Origin of the sequence: Streptomyces sp. NBC_00775, assembly GCF_036347135.1 — a bacterium.
GTDB lineage: Bacteria > Actinomycetota > Actinomycetes > Streptomycetales > Streptomycetaceae > Streptomyces > Streptomyces lutosisoli.
Genome location: NZ_CP108938.1, coordinates 9,071,639 through 9,085,655, shown reverse-complemented (window position 1 = coordinate 9,085,655; position 14,017 = coordinate 9,071,639). Strand labels below are relative to the sequence as shown.

General features: G+C 70.5%; 9 protein-coding genes. 4 read left to right on the top strand and 5 right to left on the bottom strand.

All coding sequences use genetic code 11. The features are described 5' to 3' along the window. Positions 1-114: 114 nt before the first annotated feature. The 3 genes from OIC96_RS40370 (at position 115) to glpK (ending at position 4,763) form a co-directional block, all read left to right on the top strand. Positions 115-1,758 (top strand): GGDEF domain-containing protein, encoded by a 1,644-nt coding sequence (locus OIC96_RS40370; protein ID WP_330303083.1) that lies wholly within the window; start codon positions 115-117, stop codon positions 1,756-1,758. Positions 1,759-2,488: 730 nt separating this feature from the next. Beyond that, on the top strand, positions 2,489-3,229 hold the full coding sequence (locus OIC96_RS40365) for an MIP/aquaporin family protein (protein WP_330303084.1): 741 nt from the start codon (positions 2,489-2,491) through the stop codon (positions 3,227-3,229). 13 nt (positions 3,230-3,242) lie between these two features. Continuing rightward, positions 3,243-4,763, top strand: coding sequence for a glycerol kinase GlpK (gene glpK, locus OIC96_RS40360; protein WP_330303085.1), 1,521 nt, complete (start codon positions 3,243-3,245; stop codon positions 4,761-4,763). A gap of 101 nt (positions 4,764-4,864) precedes the next feature. Here glpK and OIC96_RS40355 read toward each other — a convergent pair whose 3' ends face one another. Genes OIC96_RS40355 through OIC96_RS40335 form a run of 5 tightly spaced genes read right to left on the bottom strand, consistent with a single transcriptional unit; the run spans position 4,865 to position 12,955 of the window. Next, entirely contained in the window at positions 4,865-5,470 is a 606-nt protein-coding gene (locus OIC96_RS40355) for a GTP-binding protein (RefSeq protein WP_330303086.1), read from the bottom strand. Then, positions 5,451-9,131 (bottom strand): hydantoinase B/oxoprolinase family protein, encoded by a 3,681-nt coding sequence (locus tag OIC96_RS40350; protein ID WP_330303087.1) that lies wholly within the window; start codon positions 9,129-9,131, stop codon positions 5,451-5,453. The genes OIC96_RS40355 and OIC96_RS40350 overlap by 20 nt, the downstream gene beginning before the upstream one ends. A 24-nt stretch (positions 9,132-9,155) precedes the next feature. Further along, complete coding sequence (locus tag OIC96_RS40345; RefSeq protein WP_327434910.1) at positions 9,156-9,551, bottom strand: DUF742 domain-containing protein; 396 nt, start codon at positions 9,549-9,551, stop codon at positions 9,156-9,158. 15 nt (positions 9,552-9,566) lie between these two features. After that, positions 9,567-10,007 (bottom strand): roadblock/LC7 domain-containing protein, encoded by a 441-nt coding sequence (locus OIC96_RS40340; protein WP_327427156.1) that lies wholly within the window; start codon positions 10,005-10,007, stop codon positions 9,567-9,569. Continuing rightward, on the bottom strand, positions 10,004-12,955 hold the full coding sequence (locus OIC96_RS40335; protein WP_330303088.1) for a sensor histidine kinase: 2,952 nt from the start codon (positions 12,953-12,955) through the stop codon (positions 10,004-10,006). Before OIC96_RS40335 ends, OIC96_RS40340 begins: the two co-directional genes overlap by 4 nt. A 424-nt stretch (positions 12,956-13,379) precedes the next feature. On the opposite strand from OIC96_RS40335, the gene OIC96_RS40330 reads away from it, so the two are divergent. Continuing rightward, on the top strand, positions 13,380-14,012 hold the full coding sequence (locus OIC96_RS40330) for a hypothetical protein (RefSeq protein WP_406502243.1): 633 nt from the start codon (positions 13,380-13,382) through the stop codon (positions 14,010-14,012). The last annotated feature ends 5 nt before the right edge of the window (positions 14,013-14,017 follow it).

Sequence of the window (14,017 nt, the reverse complement as noted above, 5' to 3'; positions counted from 1 at the left end):
CGTCCGCGTGGCTCGTACCGCGGTCGTCCGCACTCGGTGTGACGACCTCGGAATGCTGCGTGAACAGCTCATGAATCGCGCCCGGGCGTGCGCTGGCGGCGCCATTATGCTGCCGTGCCCTCCTGGACGGATACTGTCCGCTTTGCCTTCCAGCCGGTCGTCAATCTGACGACCGGAGGGGTCGCGGCGCTGGAGATACTCGCCCGTCCGGAGGCCGGCGACATCCTGGCGCAGGCCCGCCGTGACCCCGAACTCGACGGCCGCCTGGCCGCGTTGGCGATCCGGGCGGCAGCCCGCAAGGAGACGCTGCTGCCGTTGCACGTCAACGTGTTCGCCGGAACCCTGGCCGATCTCGGCGGGCTCGCGGCGCTGCGCGAGGCGGTGCGGGAGGCCGGACGGCTGCCGTGGGAGGTGACGATCGACATCGGACCGCCGTACACGCACGTGCCCCAGCACGCCCTGCTGGAGACGGTGACCGCGCTGCGGGGCGAGGGCTTCCGGATCTGTGCGGACGGGGTGGGCGACGGCGACGTACCCCTGCGTCTGCTCACGGACCTCGCGCCCGAGCTGATGAAGCTCGATGTGTCCCTGCTGACGCGGCCCGCGGCGGTGCGGGCGATGCGGACGCTGTGCGAGCAGTTGGGCGCGCTGCTGTCCGTCGAGGGGGTCGAGACGGAATCGCAGTGCGCTGCCGCGGTGTCGGCGGGCGCTCAGTTGGCGCAGGGCGAGCTGTTCGCGCCGCCCGCCCGGCTGCCCGCAGCGGACGTATACGTTCCGGCCCTCTCCCCCGGCGTCGCGTCGACGCCGCGGTCGGGGCCGTCCGTACGGCAGTTCGTACGGCCGGCGGCGCTGCTGCCCGCCACGGCGTCCGCGGGCCGGGTGCGCGCGCTGCTCACCGGCTCGCCCGACGTGTCCGGGGTGCTGCTCGTGGATCCCTCCGGTGTTCCGGTCCGCTCAGTGCACCGGTCGCGGTTCCTGTTGTCGTTGTCGGGGCGCTACGGGCATGCGCTGTACGCCGACCGGCCTGCCGCCAAGCTCGGCGATCCGCCGCGCACGGTCGGCGTCGACGCCACCGCGTGGGAAGTGCTCGACGTGGTGGCGGACGGGGAGCGGGACCGTACGTCCGACGATGTCGCGGTCGTCGACCGGTACGGGCGATGCGTGGGCGTCGTACGGCTGGCGGATCTCGTACGGGCGCTGGCCGAGAGCCGGGTGGAGGAGGCGGCGGGGCTCAACCCGCTGACGCGGCTGCCCGGTTCGGACGCGATCACCGGCGAGGTGGACCGGCGGATCGCGGACGGCAGGATGTTCGCGCTGAGCTGGCTGGACGTCGACCACTTCAAACAGGTCAACGATGGAGCGGGGTTCGCTGCGGGCGACGAGCTGATCCGGTCCGTCGGGCGGGCGTTGCAGCACGCGGCGTCCGGGGCGACGCATGTGGGGCACATCGGCGGGGACGACTTCCTGGTGCTGGCGGATCCGGACACCCTCGACCCGCTGGCCACCTCGGTGCTCGACACGCCCTGGTCGGCAGGCGGGCGGACCGTCACGCTGTCGCTGGCGACGGTGCTGTGCTCGCCCGGCAGTGTGACCGACCACCGGCAGGCGGCGGCCTGCCTGGCCCCCCTCAAGCAGGCCGCGAAGGCCCTGAACGGGGCTAGTTGGGTGCTGGGGCGTGCGGGACTGCCGGGCCACGAGATCCGCCGCGGTTCGGGCGCGGCACCGGCTCAGCCGTCCGGGCAGACGCTGACCGGCTGACCCACTGGAGGCCTGACCCGGCGATCGGCGACCGGCAGACGTGCGCACGACCCGGCGACGGCCGATCCAGGGCGTCGACGCCAGTCCGCGGGCCTCCGCAGTGGGAGGGGGCAGGATCGGAGGTTGCCGCTGCATGGGCTCGGCGGACGCCAGTTCCCGCGGATGAGGCTCTGATCCCCGTAGCGTCCGCGGACGAGGCATCGGAACCCGTACCGGGGCGAGGCGCGGATACCGGTCCCAGGGCGCGGAACGCATACCGACCCAGGCGAAGCACCGATTCCCGTCCCGTGCCGAGCGGTTTCCCGTCCCAGACCGAGCGCGGCCGCCGGGCCCCCGCGGGCGAGGCAGGAGCCGCCGGGCCACGGGCGCGGGGATCGCCGTCCGCGGGCCCACCCCGTGCTCGCCCCCGACAACCCACCGCGACGCGCGTCCTATTCGTGGCCTTCGAACCGTTGCGGTCCGCGACCTTGACGCCCTCTGGGCACCGGTGAACACTTCCGGGTGTCAGTCGGCATCGCCGCATTAGGGCGTCTACAGGCACCGCGCCGCTCGGGTTTCCGACCTGTACCACGGGCCGTCCCCCACGGGCGATTCCGCTGCGACGGCACGCTCGTCACGGACGCCGGGCGGGGCGCGGGACCTCCCTGCCTTCGGCTGAAGTAGCCATGGGAAACGCACCCTGCACGGTGGCCCGGGGCGGATCGCCTCGGGCGAGGGCCTAGGAGCCGCCATGAGCAACGGAGACATCTTTGTCGGCGAGTTGATCGGCACAGCGATTCTGATCCTGTTCGGCGCGGGAGTGTGTGCCGCGGTCACCCTCAACAAGTCCAAAGCGCAGGGAGCGGGGTGGGTGGTCATCGCCTTCGGGTGGGGCTTCGGCGTGCTCGCCGGCGCGTACACCTCGGCACCGCTGTCCGGCGGGCAGATCAACCCCGCCGTGACGATCGGTTTCGCGATCGAGGGCTCCACGAAGTGGGAGGACGTGCCCTTCTACATCCTGGGGCAGTTCGCCGGAGCCATGATCGGGGCCACGCTCTGCTGGCTGCTCTACCTCGGCCAGTTCAACCTCAACGCCGAAGAGGACAAGGCCATCGAGACGCTGGGGATCTTCTCGACACGGCCCGAGATCAACAACCCCGTACAGAACCTGATCACCGAGATCATCGCCACCGCCGCCCTGATGCTGCCCATCCTCGGGCTGGTCGGTGGGGGCAAGCACGTCGCGGGCATCGGCGCCGCGGGCCTGCCCGTCCTGCTCATCTCCCTCCTCGTCGTCGGCATCGGCCTCTCACTGGGCGGCCCTACCGGGTACGCCATCAACCCGGCCCGCGACCTGGGACCGCGCCTCACCCACGCGCTGCTGCCGATTCCCAACAAGGGCACATCGGAGTGGAGTTACTCCTGGATCCCGGTGGTCGGCCCGATCGCGGGTGCCGCCATCGGGGCCGCGATCTACAACGCAGCCTTCTGACGAAGGGGACGTCATGACGGATCATGCCGAGAAGTACGTCGCCGCAATCGACCAGGGCACCACCTCAAGCCGTTGCATCATCTTCAACCATGACGGCGCGATCGTCGCCGTCGACCAGCGCGAGCACCGCCAGATCTTCCCGAAGCCGGGCTGGGTGGAGCACGACGCCACCGAGATCTGGTCCAAGGTGCAGGCGGTGGTCGCGGGCGCCATCGCCAAGGCCGGGCTGCGCGCCGACCAGGTCAGCGCGCTCGGCATCACCAACCAGCGCGAGACGACGGTCCTGTGGGACCGCGCCACCGGCAAGCCCGTGCACAACGCGATCGTCTGGCAGGACACCCGTACGTCCGCGCTCTGCAACGAACTGGGCGGCTCGGACGGGCAGGACCGTTTCCGCGAGCAGACAGGTCTGCCGCTGGCCAGCTACTTCTCGGGGCCCAAGGCGGCCTGGCTGCTCGACAATGTTCCGGGCCTGCGCGCGCGTGCCGAGCGCGGTGAGATCGCCTTCGGCACCATCGACTCGTGGCTGATCTGGAACCTGACCGGCGGCACGGACGGCGGGCAGCACGTCACCGACGTGACCAACGCCGGGCGCACCATGCTGATGAACCTGGAGACACTCCAGTGGGACCAGTCCATCCTCTCCGCGATGAACGTCCCCGAAGCGGTCCTCCCCGAGATCAGGTCCTCCGCAGAGGTGTACGGCACCGCCGTGGGCCAGCTCGCGGGCGTCCCCGTCGCGTCGGCCCTCGGCGACCAGCAGGCGGCGGTGTTCGGCCAGGCCTGCTACGACGTGGGGACGGCGAAGAACACGTACGGCACGGGGAGCTTCCTGCTGCTCAACACCGGTAACCGGCCCGTTCCTTCGAAGAACGGGCTGCTGACGACCATGGGGTACAAGATCGGCACCGAGGCGCCGGTCTACTGCCTCGAAGGGTCGATCGCGATCACCGGGGCGCTGGTGCAGTGGTTCCGCGATCAGCTCGGCATCATCCGCAGCGCCGACGAGATCGAGACGCTGGCGGCGAGCGTCGAGGACAACGGCGGCGCGTACATCGTGCCCGCGTTCTCGGGCCTGTTCGCCCCGTACTGGCGCTCCGACGCGCGCGGTGTCGTCACCGGGCTCACGCGGTACGTCACGAAGGCGCACCTCGCCCGCGCGGTTCTGGAGGCGACCAGCTGGCAGACGCGCGAGGTCGTCGACGCCATGTATCAGGACTCCGGGGTGCAGATCACCACCCTGAAGGTGGACGGCGGCATGACCAAGAACAATCTGCTGATGCAGCACCAGGCGGACGTTCTCGGGGTGCCGGTGATCCGTCCGAAGGTCTCCGAGACGACATGTCTGGGCGCGGCGTACGCCGCCGGGCTCGCGACCGGTGTGTGGAACGACCTCGACGAGCTGAAGTCGCACTGGCAGAAGGACGTCGAGTGGACACCGGCCATGGAGGTCTCCGTGCGCGACCGTGAGTACCAGAACTGGCGCAAGGCGGTGGAGAAGAGCTTCGGCTGGCACGAGGAGGACGTCAGCTGAAACAGGGGTCCACGCGTGCGTGCGTCTCGCGTGAGCCACGCGCGCGTGCATGACTGCGGCCCGTACCCCGGTCGGCGGGGGTACGGGCCGTACCCGTTGCGTCAGGTGGTGACGGTCTGGCGGCGGTCGGCCGCGTACGCCATCGCGTGCTGGACGACTCCGATGAGGACCTCCTTGACCGACTCCCGGTCCCGCGCGTCACAGATGACGACCGGGACGGCGGGGTCGAGGTCGAGGGCCTGGCGGACGTCGTCGGCGGGATAACGGGCCGCGCCCTCGAAGCAGTTGACGCCGACCACGAACGGTATGGAACGCCGCTCGAAGTAGTCGACGGCGGCGAAGCAGTCCTCCAGGCGGCGGGTGTCGGCGAGTACGACGGCGCCCAGCGAGCCGGTGGCAAGCTCGTCCCACAGGAACCAGAAGCGGTCCTGCCCGGGCGTCCCGAAGAGGTAGAGCACCAGGTCCTCGCGGAGCGTGATGCGGCCGAAGTCCATGGCAACGGTGGTGGTGTGCTTGCCCTCCACCCCACTGGTGTCGTCGATGGGCCGGCCCGCCTCGGTGAGCACCTCCTCGGTGCGCAGTGGCTTGATCTCGCTGACCGCGCCGACGAGAGTCGTCTTGCCCACGCCGAAGCCGCCGGCCACCAGGATCTTGAGCGTGACGGGCTCGACCGGGGGCTTGCCGCGCTCAGAACGCCCGAAGATCATCGATCTCTTCTCCTGCTTGATGGGGGTCGTGCGGCGGTGGACCGTAGCCCCCGCCGCCGGGGGTTTCGATGACGAGTACGTCGCCGGGGCCGACGTCTGTCGAGTCACTTCCGCCAAGTTCGGTGACCGTGCCGTCCGCGCGCTCCACCCGGTTGGCGCCGAGCGCTCCGGGCGCGCCGCCCGCCATGCCGTAGGGCGGCACCCGGCGGTGCTGGGAGAGCGTGGAGACGGTCATCGGCTCGAGGAACCAGAGGCGGCGCACGGCGCCGTCTCCGCCGCGCCAGCGCCCTGCGCCACCGCTTCCGCGCCGGACCGCGAACTCGTCTAGCCGGACCGGCAGTCGCCACTCCAGGACCTCGGGGTCGGTGAGCCGCGAATTGGTCATGTGGGTCTGCACGACGGGCGCGCCGGCGAAGCCGTCGCCCGCGCCCGATCCGGAAGCCACGGTCTCGTAGTACTGGTACCGCTCATTGCCGAAGGTGACGTTGTTCATCGTGCCGGAGCCTTCGGCCTGCACGCTCAAGGCCGCGTACAGGGCCCCGGTGATCGCCTGGGAGGTCTCCACGTTGCCCGCGACGACTGCGGCCGGAGGCTCGGGGGCGAGCATCGATCCCGGCGGCACCACGATGTCCAGGGGGCGCAGACAGCCGTCGTTGAGCGGAATGTCGTCGGCGACGAGCGTGCGGAAGACGTACAGGACGGCGGCGTTGACCACCGCGAACGGGGCATTGAAGTTGGTGGTGAGCTGCGGGGAGGTGCCCGTGAAGTCGACGGTGGCGGAGCGTTTTTCGCGGTCTACGGAGACGCGGACTCTGATGACCGCCCCGGAGTCGGTCTCGTAAGCGAACTCACCGTCTTCAAGGGTGTCGACAACGCGCCGCACCGCCTCTTCCGCGTTGTCCTGGACGTGCTTCATATACGCCTGGACGACATCGAGCCCGAAGTCCTCGATCATGCGGGCGACTTCGTCGACGCCCTTCTGGTTGGCGGCGATCTGGGCGCGCAGGTCGGCGAGGTTGGTCTTCGGGTTGCGCGAGGGGTAGGGCGCCGCGGTGAGCAGGGCCAGGGTCTCGGCCTCGCGGAAGCGGCCGTTCTCGGCCAGCAGCCAGTTGTCGAAGAGGATGCCCTCCTCGTCGATGGTGCGGCTGTTCGCGGGCATGGAGCCCGGCGCGATGCCGCCGATCTCGGCGTGGTGACCCCGCGAGGCCACGTAGAAGAGGATTCGCTCACCCTCCGTGTCGAAGACCGGGGTGATCACGGTGACGTCGGGGAGGTGTGTGCCGCCGTGGTACGGGTCGTTGACCGCGTAGGTGTCGCCCGGCCGCATGCTGTCGCCGCGCCGCCTGATGACTTCCTTGACGCTCGTGCCCATCGAGCCCAAGTGGACAGGGATGTGCGGGGCGTTGGCGACAAGACTGCCGTCGGGATCGAAGAGGGCGCAGGAGAAGTCCAGGCGCTCCTTGATGTTGACCGACTGGGCGGTGGACTCCAGGCGGGCGCCCATCTGTTCGGCGATGGACATGAAGAGGTTGTTGAAGACCTCCAGGAGAACCGGGTCCGCTTCCGTGCCGAGATCGGAACTCTGCGTAACCGCGACGCGTTCCATGACCAGATGCCCGTCATCGGTCGTCGCGGCCCGCCAGCCGTCGTCGACGACGGTCGTCGCACCGGCCTCGGTGATGATCGCGGGTCCGGTCACGGTCTCGCCGGGCGGGAGTTCCTCGCGGCGGTGCAGGGGCACGTCGCGCCAGGCGCCGCCCGTGTGGAGGCTCACCGTCTCCGGGGCGGCGGAGGGGCCTTGCGCAGCGGAGCTGCCTTCGAGGGCGGCTTCATAGGGAGCGAGGGCAGAGAGATCGGGGGGTTCGGTGAGACCGGTGGCTTCTACGGAGAGGGCTTCCACGACGACCGGGCGGTCGAGGGTGAAGGAGTAGGTGGCGCGATGGCGTCCTTCGAAGGCGTGGGTCATGGTGTCGGGCTCGCTGAGCTCGACGGTGAGCGCTGTGTCCGTGCCGTCATAGCGGAGCTGGGCGCGGCGGGTGACCCGGATGCGGTCCTCGGGCACGTCCTCGGCGAGCAGTTCGGCGCGGGCGGCGCCCTCCAGGTCGTCGGCGGTCTTGAGGACGCCGGGCATCGAGGAAGCTTCCAGCGGCGCTTCCACGGACTGTTCACGCATGGCCGTCGTGTCGGCGAGTCCGATTCCGAGGGCGGAGAGGACACCGGCCATGGGCGGAACGAGGACGGTGCGGATGCCGAGCGAGTCGGCGACCATGCACGCGTGCTGGCCGCCCGCGCCGCCGAAGGTGGTCAGCACGTACCGGGTGACATCGTGGCCCTTCTGCACCGAGATCCGCTTGACAGCGTTGGCGATATTGGCCACGGCGATCTGGAGGTAGCCCTCGGCGACCTGCTCAGGGGTACGGTCGTCGCCGCTCTGCTCCCGGATCTCGCGCGCGAGGGCGGTGAACCGGTCGCGGACCAGGGTGTCGTCGAGGGGCTGGTCGCCATGGGGGCCGAACACCGCTGGGAAGTGGGCGGGTTGGATGCGGCCGAGCGTGACGTTGGCGTCGGTGACGGTGAGCGGGCCGCCGCCGCGGTAGCAGGCAGGCCCTGGGGCGGCGCCCGCCGAATCGGGGCCCACGCGGTAGCGGGAGCCGTCGAAGTGCAGTACCGAGCCGCCGCCCGCGGCGACGGTGTGGATGTCCAGCATGGGCGCGCGCAGCCGGACTCCGGCGATCTGGGTGGTGAAGACCCGCTCGTACTCGCCCGCGAAGTGCGAGACGTCCGTGGACGTGCCACCCATGTCGAAGCCGATGACGCGGTCGAAGCCGGCGAGCTGCGACATCCGGGCCATGCCGACGATGCCGCCGGCGGGCCCGGACAGGATGGCGTCCTTGCCCCGGAACTGGCCCGCTTCGGCGAGCCCCCCGTTGGACTGCATGAACATCAGCCGCACGCCCTGGAGTTCGTCGGCGACGCGCTGGACGTAGCGGCGCAGCACGGGCGACAGATAGGCGTCGACGACGGCCGTGTCACCGCGTGGGACGAGCTTCATCAGCGGGCTGACCTCGCTGGAGAGCGAGATCTGCGGGAACCCGGTGCGGGCGGCCAGCTCGCCGACGGCCTGTTCGTGGGCGGGGTGGAGGTAGCTGTGCATGCAGACGACGGCGACGGCGCGGATCCCGGAGTCGTAGGCCTCCTGGAGGGGCCCTGCGAGTGCCTCCAGATCGGGCGCGCGCAGCACCGTACCGTCGGCGGCGATCCGCTCGTCGACCTCGACGACACGCTCGTACAGCAGCTCGGGCAGTTCGATCGCCCGGGCGAAGATGCGGGGCCGGTTCTGGTAGGCGATGCGCAGGGCGTCACGGAAGCCGCGGGTGACGACGAGGAGGGTGCGCTCGCCCTTGCGTTCCAGGAGCGCGTTGGTGGCGACGGTGGTGCCCATACGGACGGCCTCGATGTGCGCGCCCGCGGCGCCCTTGCCGTCACCGCCCGCGCCATCGTCGCCATCGAGGAGCTCGCGCACGCCCGCGACCGCCGCATCGGCGTATCTGGCGGGATTCTCGGAGAGCAGCTTGTGCGTGAGCAGGCGGCCGTCCGGGCGGCGCGCGACGATATCGGTGAAGGTGCCGCCTCGATCGACCCAGAACTGCCAGCCTGTCACGTCTGTTCCCCGCTTCCGCCCTGCTCAGAGCGCCCGGAGGCCGTTGATCACGTCGCGCAGAATACTCTCGTCCGGCAGTTCGGCAGGGGGTACGGGCCGTGTCACATGGACCATTTCGTCGTCCACCAGGTCCCCGATGAGGACCCGGACCACTCCAATGGGCAGGTCGAGCTCGGCGGCGAGTTCGGCGACCGACTGAGGGGCGTCGCGGCAGAGTTCGACGATGTCCACGTGTTCCGGGGACAGCGTCTGGTCCGCTTCGGGGTCGTCGGCGTGCGGTTCGGTGACGACCACCGCGATCAGATCGAGGCGGTGCTGGGCCGGGCTGGTGGTGCGCCCCCGTGTCATGGCGTACGGACGGACCACCGGTCCGGCCTCGTCGTCGAACCAGTGGCGTCTTCCCTGACCGTCTCCGCTCACGCTCATGTCATCCCACTACCCGCCCGAAGGCAGATCGGTGCGTGGAGCGGCGGCCAGATGTACGCCGACCCGCTTGACCAGGAGCGTCATTTCGTATGCGACCTGCCCGACGTCGGAGTCTGCGTCCGAGAGGACGGCAAGGCAGCTGCCGTCACCGGCGGCAGTGACGAACAGGAAGGCCTCGTCGAGTTCGACGACGGTCTGCCGTACGCTGCCCGCCTCGAAGTGGCGGCCGACGCCCTTGGCGAGGCTGTGGAAGCCGGACGCGACGGCGGCCAGGTGCTCGCTGTCCTCCCGGGTCAGGTCCTTGGAGGCCCCGGTGGGAAGGCCGTCGCCGGACAGCACGATCGCCTTGCGGATGCTGGCGACGCGGTCCACCAGTTCGTCGAGAAGCCAGTTCAGCTCGCCTGTCGCCTTGCTGGTCGTGGTGGGCCCTGCGGCCTTCGGTGCGGTCATCGACCATCCCCCTTTGTCGTTCCTCTTGCTGTGCCGTCCTGGGCCTCGTCGCCCGCGGCGTTCTCCTCGCGGCCCCGCTGCCAGCCCCGCTGGAGCGAGGCCATCCGGTTGCGCACCTCGTCCGCGTCGCGCTCGGCGAGGTCCGCTCCTGTGCCGGTGCGGTCCTTGTCGCGCTCGGTGCGCCGTTCGGGGCCGTCCTTCAACTGCGGGGCCAGATTGGCCTGTCGGACACGGCGGGGCAGCGGGCCCATGCCTGATTCTGCCTCTCCCGTCGTGGCGTCGGAGCGCGGGGTGGTCTCGTCCGTGCTCGGCGACGCGGTGGTGCGCCGGGTGCGCCTGGGGAGGGCGGGGGCGTCTCCATGGCCGCGCGCCTCACGGAGAGCGGGCGCCTCGCGAAGGCCGGCCGCTCCTCGCACTCCCGAAGCGTCGCGAAGGCCCGAGGCCTCGGGGCGCTCGCCGCCACGCCGGGCCGGGGTCTCACCGCGCTCACCGCGCCGGGCCGGCAGCGGCTTCGCGCCGCCGATTTCCACCGCGCCGCGCTCCACCGGCTCCGGGCTCCCCACGGGTCCCAGGTTCTGCACCGGCTCCAGGCTGTGCAGCGGGTCGAAGTCCTCGGTGAACTCCCCGTCCGCCTCGTCGCGCCGGGACCTCGTCTGGGTCACAGGGCGCCCGTGCGAGCTGACGAGCTTGGGTGTCCTGCGCCTCGGCAGCGGGACCGGCGCGGCACCCGGAAGGTCGTCGTCACCGGAGCGGGCGGGCTCGCCAAGGCCGTCGTGGGCGTGCTGCAGCTCGCCCGGAACACCGGCTATGGAGCGACGAGGCCGGAACAGACCGCCGCGCTCGCTGTCCTCGTCGTCGAGGGCGCCCGGGAAACCGGTGAGGGTATCCAGGTCGACCGGCGCCTCCAGTTCGACCGGACCGTCCAGGATCGAGGCGGGCAGGCCCGGGAGCCGTACCGGCACCTGGGAGAGCGCCGCCTTGCGGCCCTCCTCGGTCTCGCCCTCCTTCGTGGGCAACGTGCGGTCGAGGCGGAAGCCGATGCCGTTGGTGTCCGGGACGTCGTCGGTGAGGAGCACGTCGGGGATGAACACGACCGCGGTGGTACCGCCGTACGGGGAGGGCTGGAGGGAGACGCGGACGTTCTGCCGCTGGGCGAGCCGGCTGACCACGAACAGGCCGAGCCTGTCGGTGTCGGAGAGTTCGAACTCGGGAGTCTCGGCGAGCCGCAGGTTGGCGTCGAGGAGCGCCTCGGCGGCCATGCCCAGGCCGCGGTCGTGGATCTCCAGGGTGAAGCCGTTGGCAACGCGCTCACCGAGGACCTGAACGGCCGTGTGCGGTGGCGAGAACACCGTGGCGTTCTCCAGGAGTTCGGCCACGAGGTGGGTGAGGTCGGCGACCGCGGGTCCCGTGACGGCGACGCGCGGCAGCCGTCGTACCTCGATGCGCTCGTAGTCCTCGACCTCCGCGACGGCGGCGCGGACGATGTCCATGAGCTGTACGGGCTTGCGCCACTGCCGGGACGGGGCGGCGCCGGAGAGGATGACCAGGCCCTCGGCATGGCGGCGCATGCGGGTGGTCAGGTGGTCGAGGCGGAACAGGTCGGCGAGTTCGTCGGTGTCCTCGGTCCTGCGCTCCATGGTGTCGAGCAGGGTGAGCTGCTTGTGGAGCAGGACCTGACTGCGGCGCGCGAGGTTGACGAAGACCTCGGAGACGCCGTCGCGCAGTTCGGACTGCTTGACCGCGGCCTCGACGGCGGCGCGTTGGAGGGTGTTGAGGGCCTGGCCGACCTCGCCGATCTCGTTCTTGTCGTATTCCAGGCGCGGAACCTCGGTCTCGACGTCGACCTGTTCGCCGGCGGACAGGCGGCGCATCACGCTGGGCAGCCGGACACCGGACGCCTCGTGGGCCTCCAGTCGCAGTCGGCGCAGGTCGCGGATGAGGCTCCGGCCGATGCGTACGGACATCACGAGCGAGACCAGCAGAGCGATGAGCCCGATGACGCCCGCGACGACCGCCTTGACGATGACGCCCATGGCCACGGGCTGGACCCGGTCCTGGTAGCGGTCGCCCGCCTTGTCGTCGAGCTTGCCGAGGTCGTCGAGCACATGTCCGGCCGCGTTGTCCCAGCTCTTCGCGGTGACGCCACGCGGCGAGCCGGCGGCGGAGTTGACGACGGACTGCTCGGCGACGCGCAGGGGCGCCGTGTCGGCGTTCTTCCAGTAGCGCTGGAAGCGTTCGCGTTCCGAGGAGGGCAGCAGCGGCAGGCTGATGTCGTAGAGCAGCGTGCGCTGGGCGACGAGGTCGGAGATGTCGCGGATCTCGTCGCGGGTGATGCGGCCCGCGACGAGCGCGGAGCCGAGGAGGGCGTCCTCGCGGGAGAGCAGCTCGCGGGCTCGGGCGACGTTGACGAGGGCGCGGCCCTGCTTGTCCATCTCGACATCGTCGAGCACATGAAGGTTGGCCATCAGGACGTAACAGGGGTCGATCAGACGGTTGTACTGGTCGAGGGCCTGGGACCGGTTGACGGTGCCCTCCTCGACGCTGTGGCGCAGCGAGTCGATTCCGTCGACGGCGTCCAGGATGGCGGTGAGGCGCTCCGAGGTACCCCCGCCCATCTCCTCGCGCAGGTCCTCGTCCTTGGAGTTCTTGCGGACCTTCGCCACGACGCTGTCAGTGGCGGTCCGGCTGCGCTTGAGCGCCGCGAGCGCGTCGGAGGCGCGCGGATCGGCCAGATAGACAAGAGTCTGGCGGCGTTCCTGCTGGAGGACCCGGACGGCGTCCTCGGTGGGATAGCCGATCTTCTCCACGATGTCGGCCACGTTGAACAGTTGGTTGGCCGCGCGCCCCGTGAGCACGGTCGCGAAGGCCCAGATCGCGGTCAAGGACACCAGCGGCACGAGGAGCAGCGCCACGATCTTCCGGCGGATGGACTTCCCGCGAAAGCGCATGGCCTCCCCCAGCTCGACCCCCTCCGGCCCGGGGGGTACACATGTGCGTCAACAAACGGCGTGAGCCTACTACCGACGCACAGGTAACTCGAAGCGCTGTCCGGACGCAGCTCCGGCGGGATGGGAACGAGACATGGGCAGTTGTCCGTTCATTGGGGGAGATTGCCTGACCGAAATCGGCGCTTGGGGCCGGATCCCATCGGAGCGGTGAACTTGGTCAGTTGGCCTGATTTTTTCGCTCGTCGGGAATCTTCAAGGCGCGCCGTTCGTCTTTCTGTACGGGAATTGGGGGCGGAATCGGCCGCAGGGGCCGCATGCCGCGTCCAGGCGGCGTAAAACAGCGCAAGCCGGGCAGCCACTGGGGAGCCGGTGTCGCATGACACCAGTGCGAGGGGCCTGCTGGGCGGTGGGGAGTGACGAGTTGATGGGCACGGCGGAGCGGCACGGGACGCTCGGGACTGGGGTGGCGAGCCCCGAGGTGGCACGACCGGCCACTCAGGCACCGGATCGCGACATTCCGGCGGACGGACGCGGTCAGTTGGCTGAGCGGCGCGACGCGACGCGCGGTCGAGACGAGCCGGACGGTCAGGGCGCTGTCATGAGCGAGCGCGGCCGGGCCGCTGAGCGAGGCGTCGCGGCGGAAGGGTACGAAGAGGAGGGGTACTACCGGCCGTTGTGGATCGAGGAGCCCGCGCGCAAACGGCGGTTGCCCGATCCGGTGCGTACGGCGGCCGTGCGGGCGGTGATCATCATCGCCGTGACGCTCACGCAGGCGGTGGTGGCCTTCCTGTGCACCGTCGCTGGATCGTGGCTGGCCTTCCCCATGGTCCTGAGCAGTGTGGGCAGCACGGTGGTGGCCACCTGGGCCGCCCTCGACGTCTGGGTCACACGACAGGTGTGGAACCAGCGCAACGGAGTGGTGTCGGAACCGAGCAGCACCGCCCGGACCCTGCGACGCGAGCGACGCAAGGCCAAGCGACAGACGCGGGCCGCGGAGCGCGCGCAGGAGCGGATACGTCGCCAGGGCGGCGGGGCCAGTCAGTTGTCGCACTCCTAGGCACG

Coding starts and splice junctions, on each gene's coding strand:
- OIC96_RS40335 (WP_330303088.1), bottom strand. CDS start 12,955: ATGCGCTTTCGCGGGAAGTCCATCCGCCGGAAGATCGTGGCGCTGCTC.
- glpK (WP_330303085.1), top strand. CDS start 3,243: ATGACGGATCATGCCGAGAAGTACGTCGCCGCAATCGACCAGGGCACC.
- OIC96_RS40355 (WP_330303086.1), bottom strand. CDS start 5,470: ATGATCTTCGGGCGTTCTGAGCGCGGCAAGCCCCCGGTCGAGCCCGTC.
- OIC96_RS40340 (WP_327427156.1), bottom strand. CDS start 10,007: ATGACCGCACCGAAGGCCGCAGGGCCCACCACGACCAGCAAGGCGACA.
- OIC96_RS40330 (WP_406502243.1), top strand. CDS start 13,380: ATGGGCACGGCGGAGCGGCACGGGACGCTCGGGACTGGGGTGGCGAGC.
- OIC96_RS40365 (WP_330303084.1), top strand. CDS start 2,489: ATGAGCAACGGAGACATCTTTGTCGGCGAGTTGATCGGCACAGCGATT.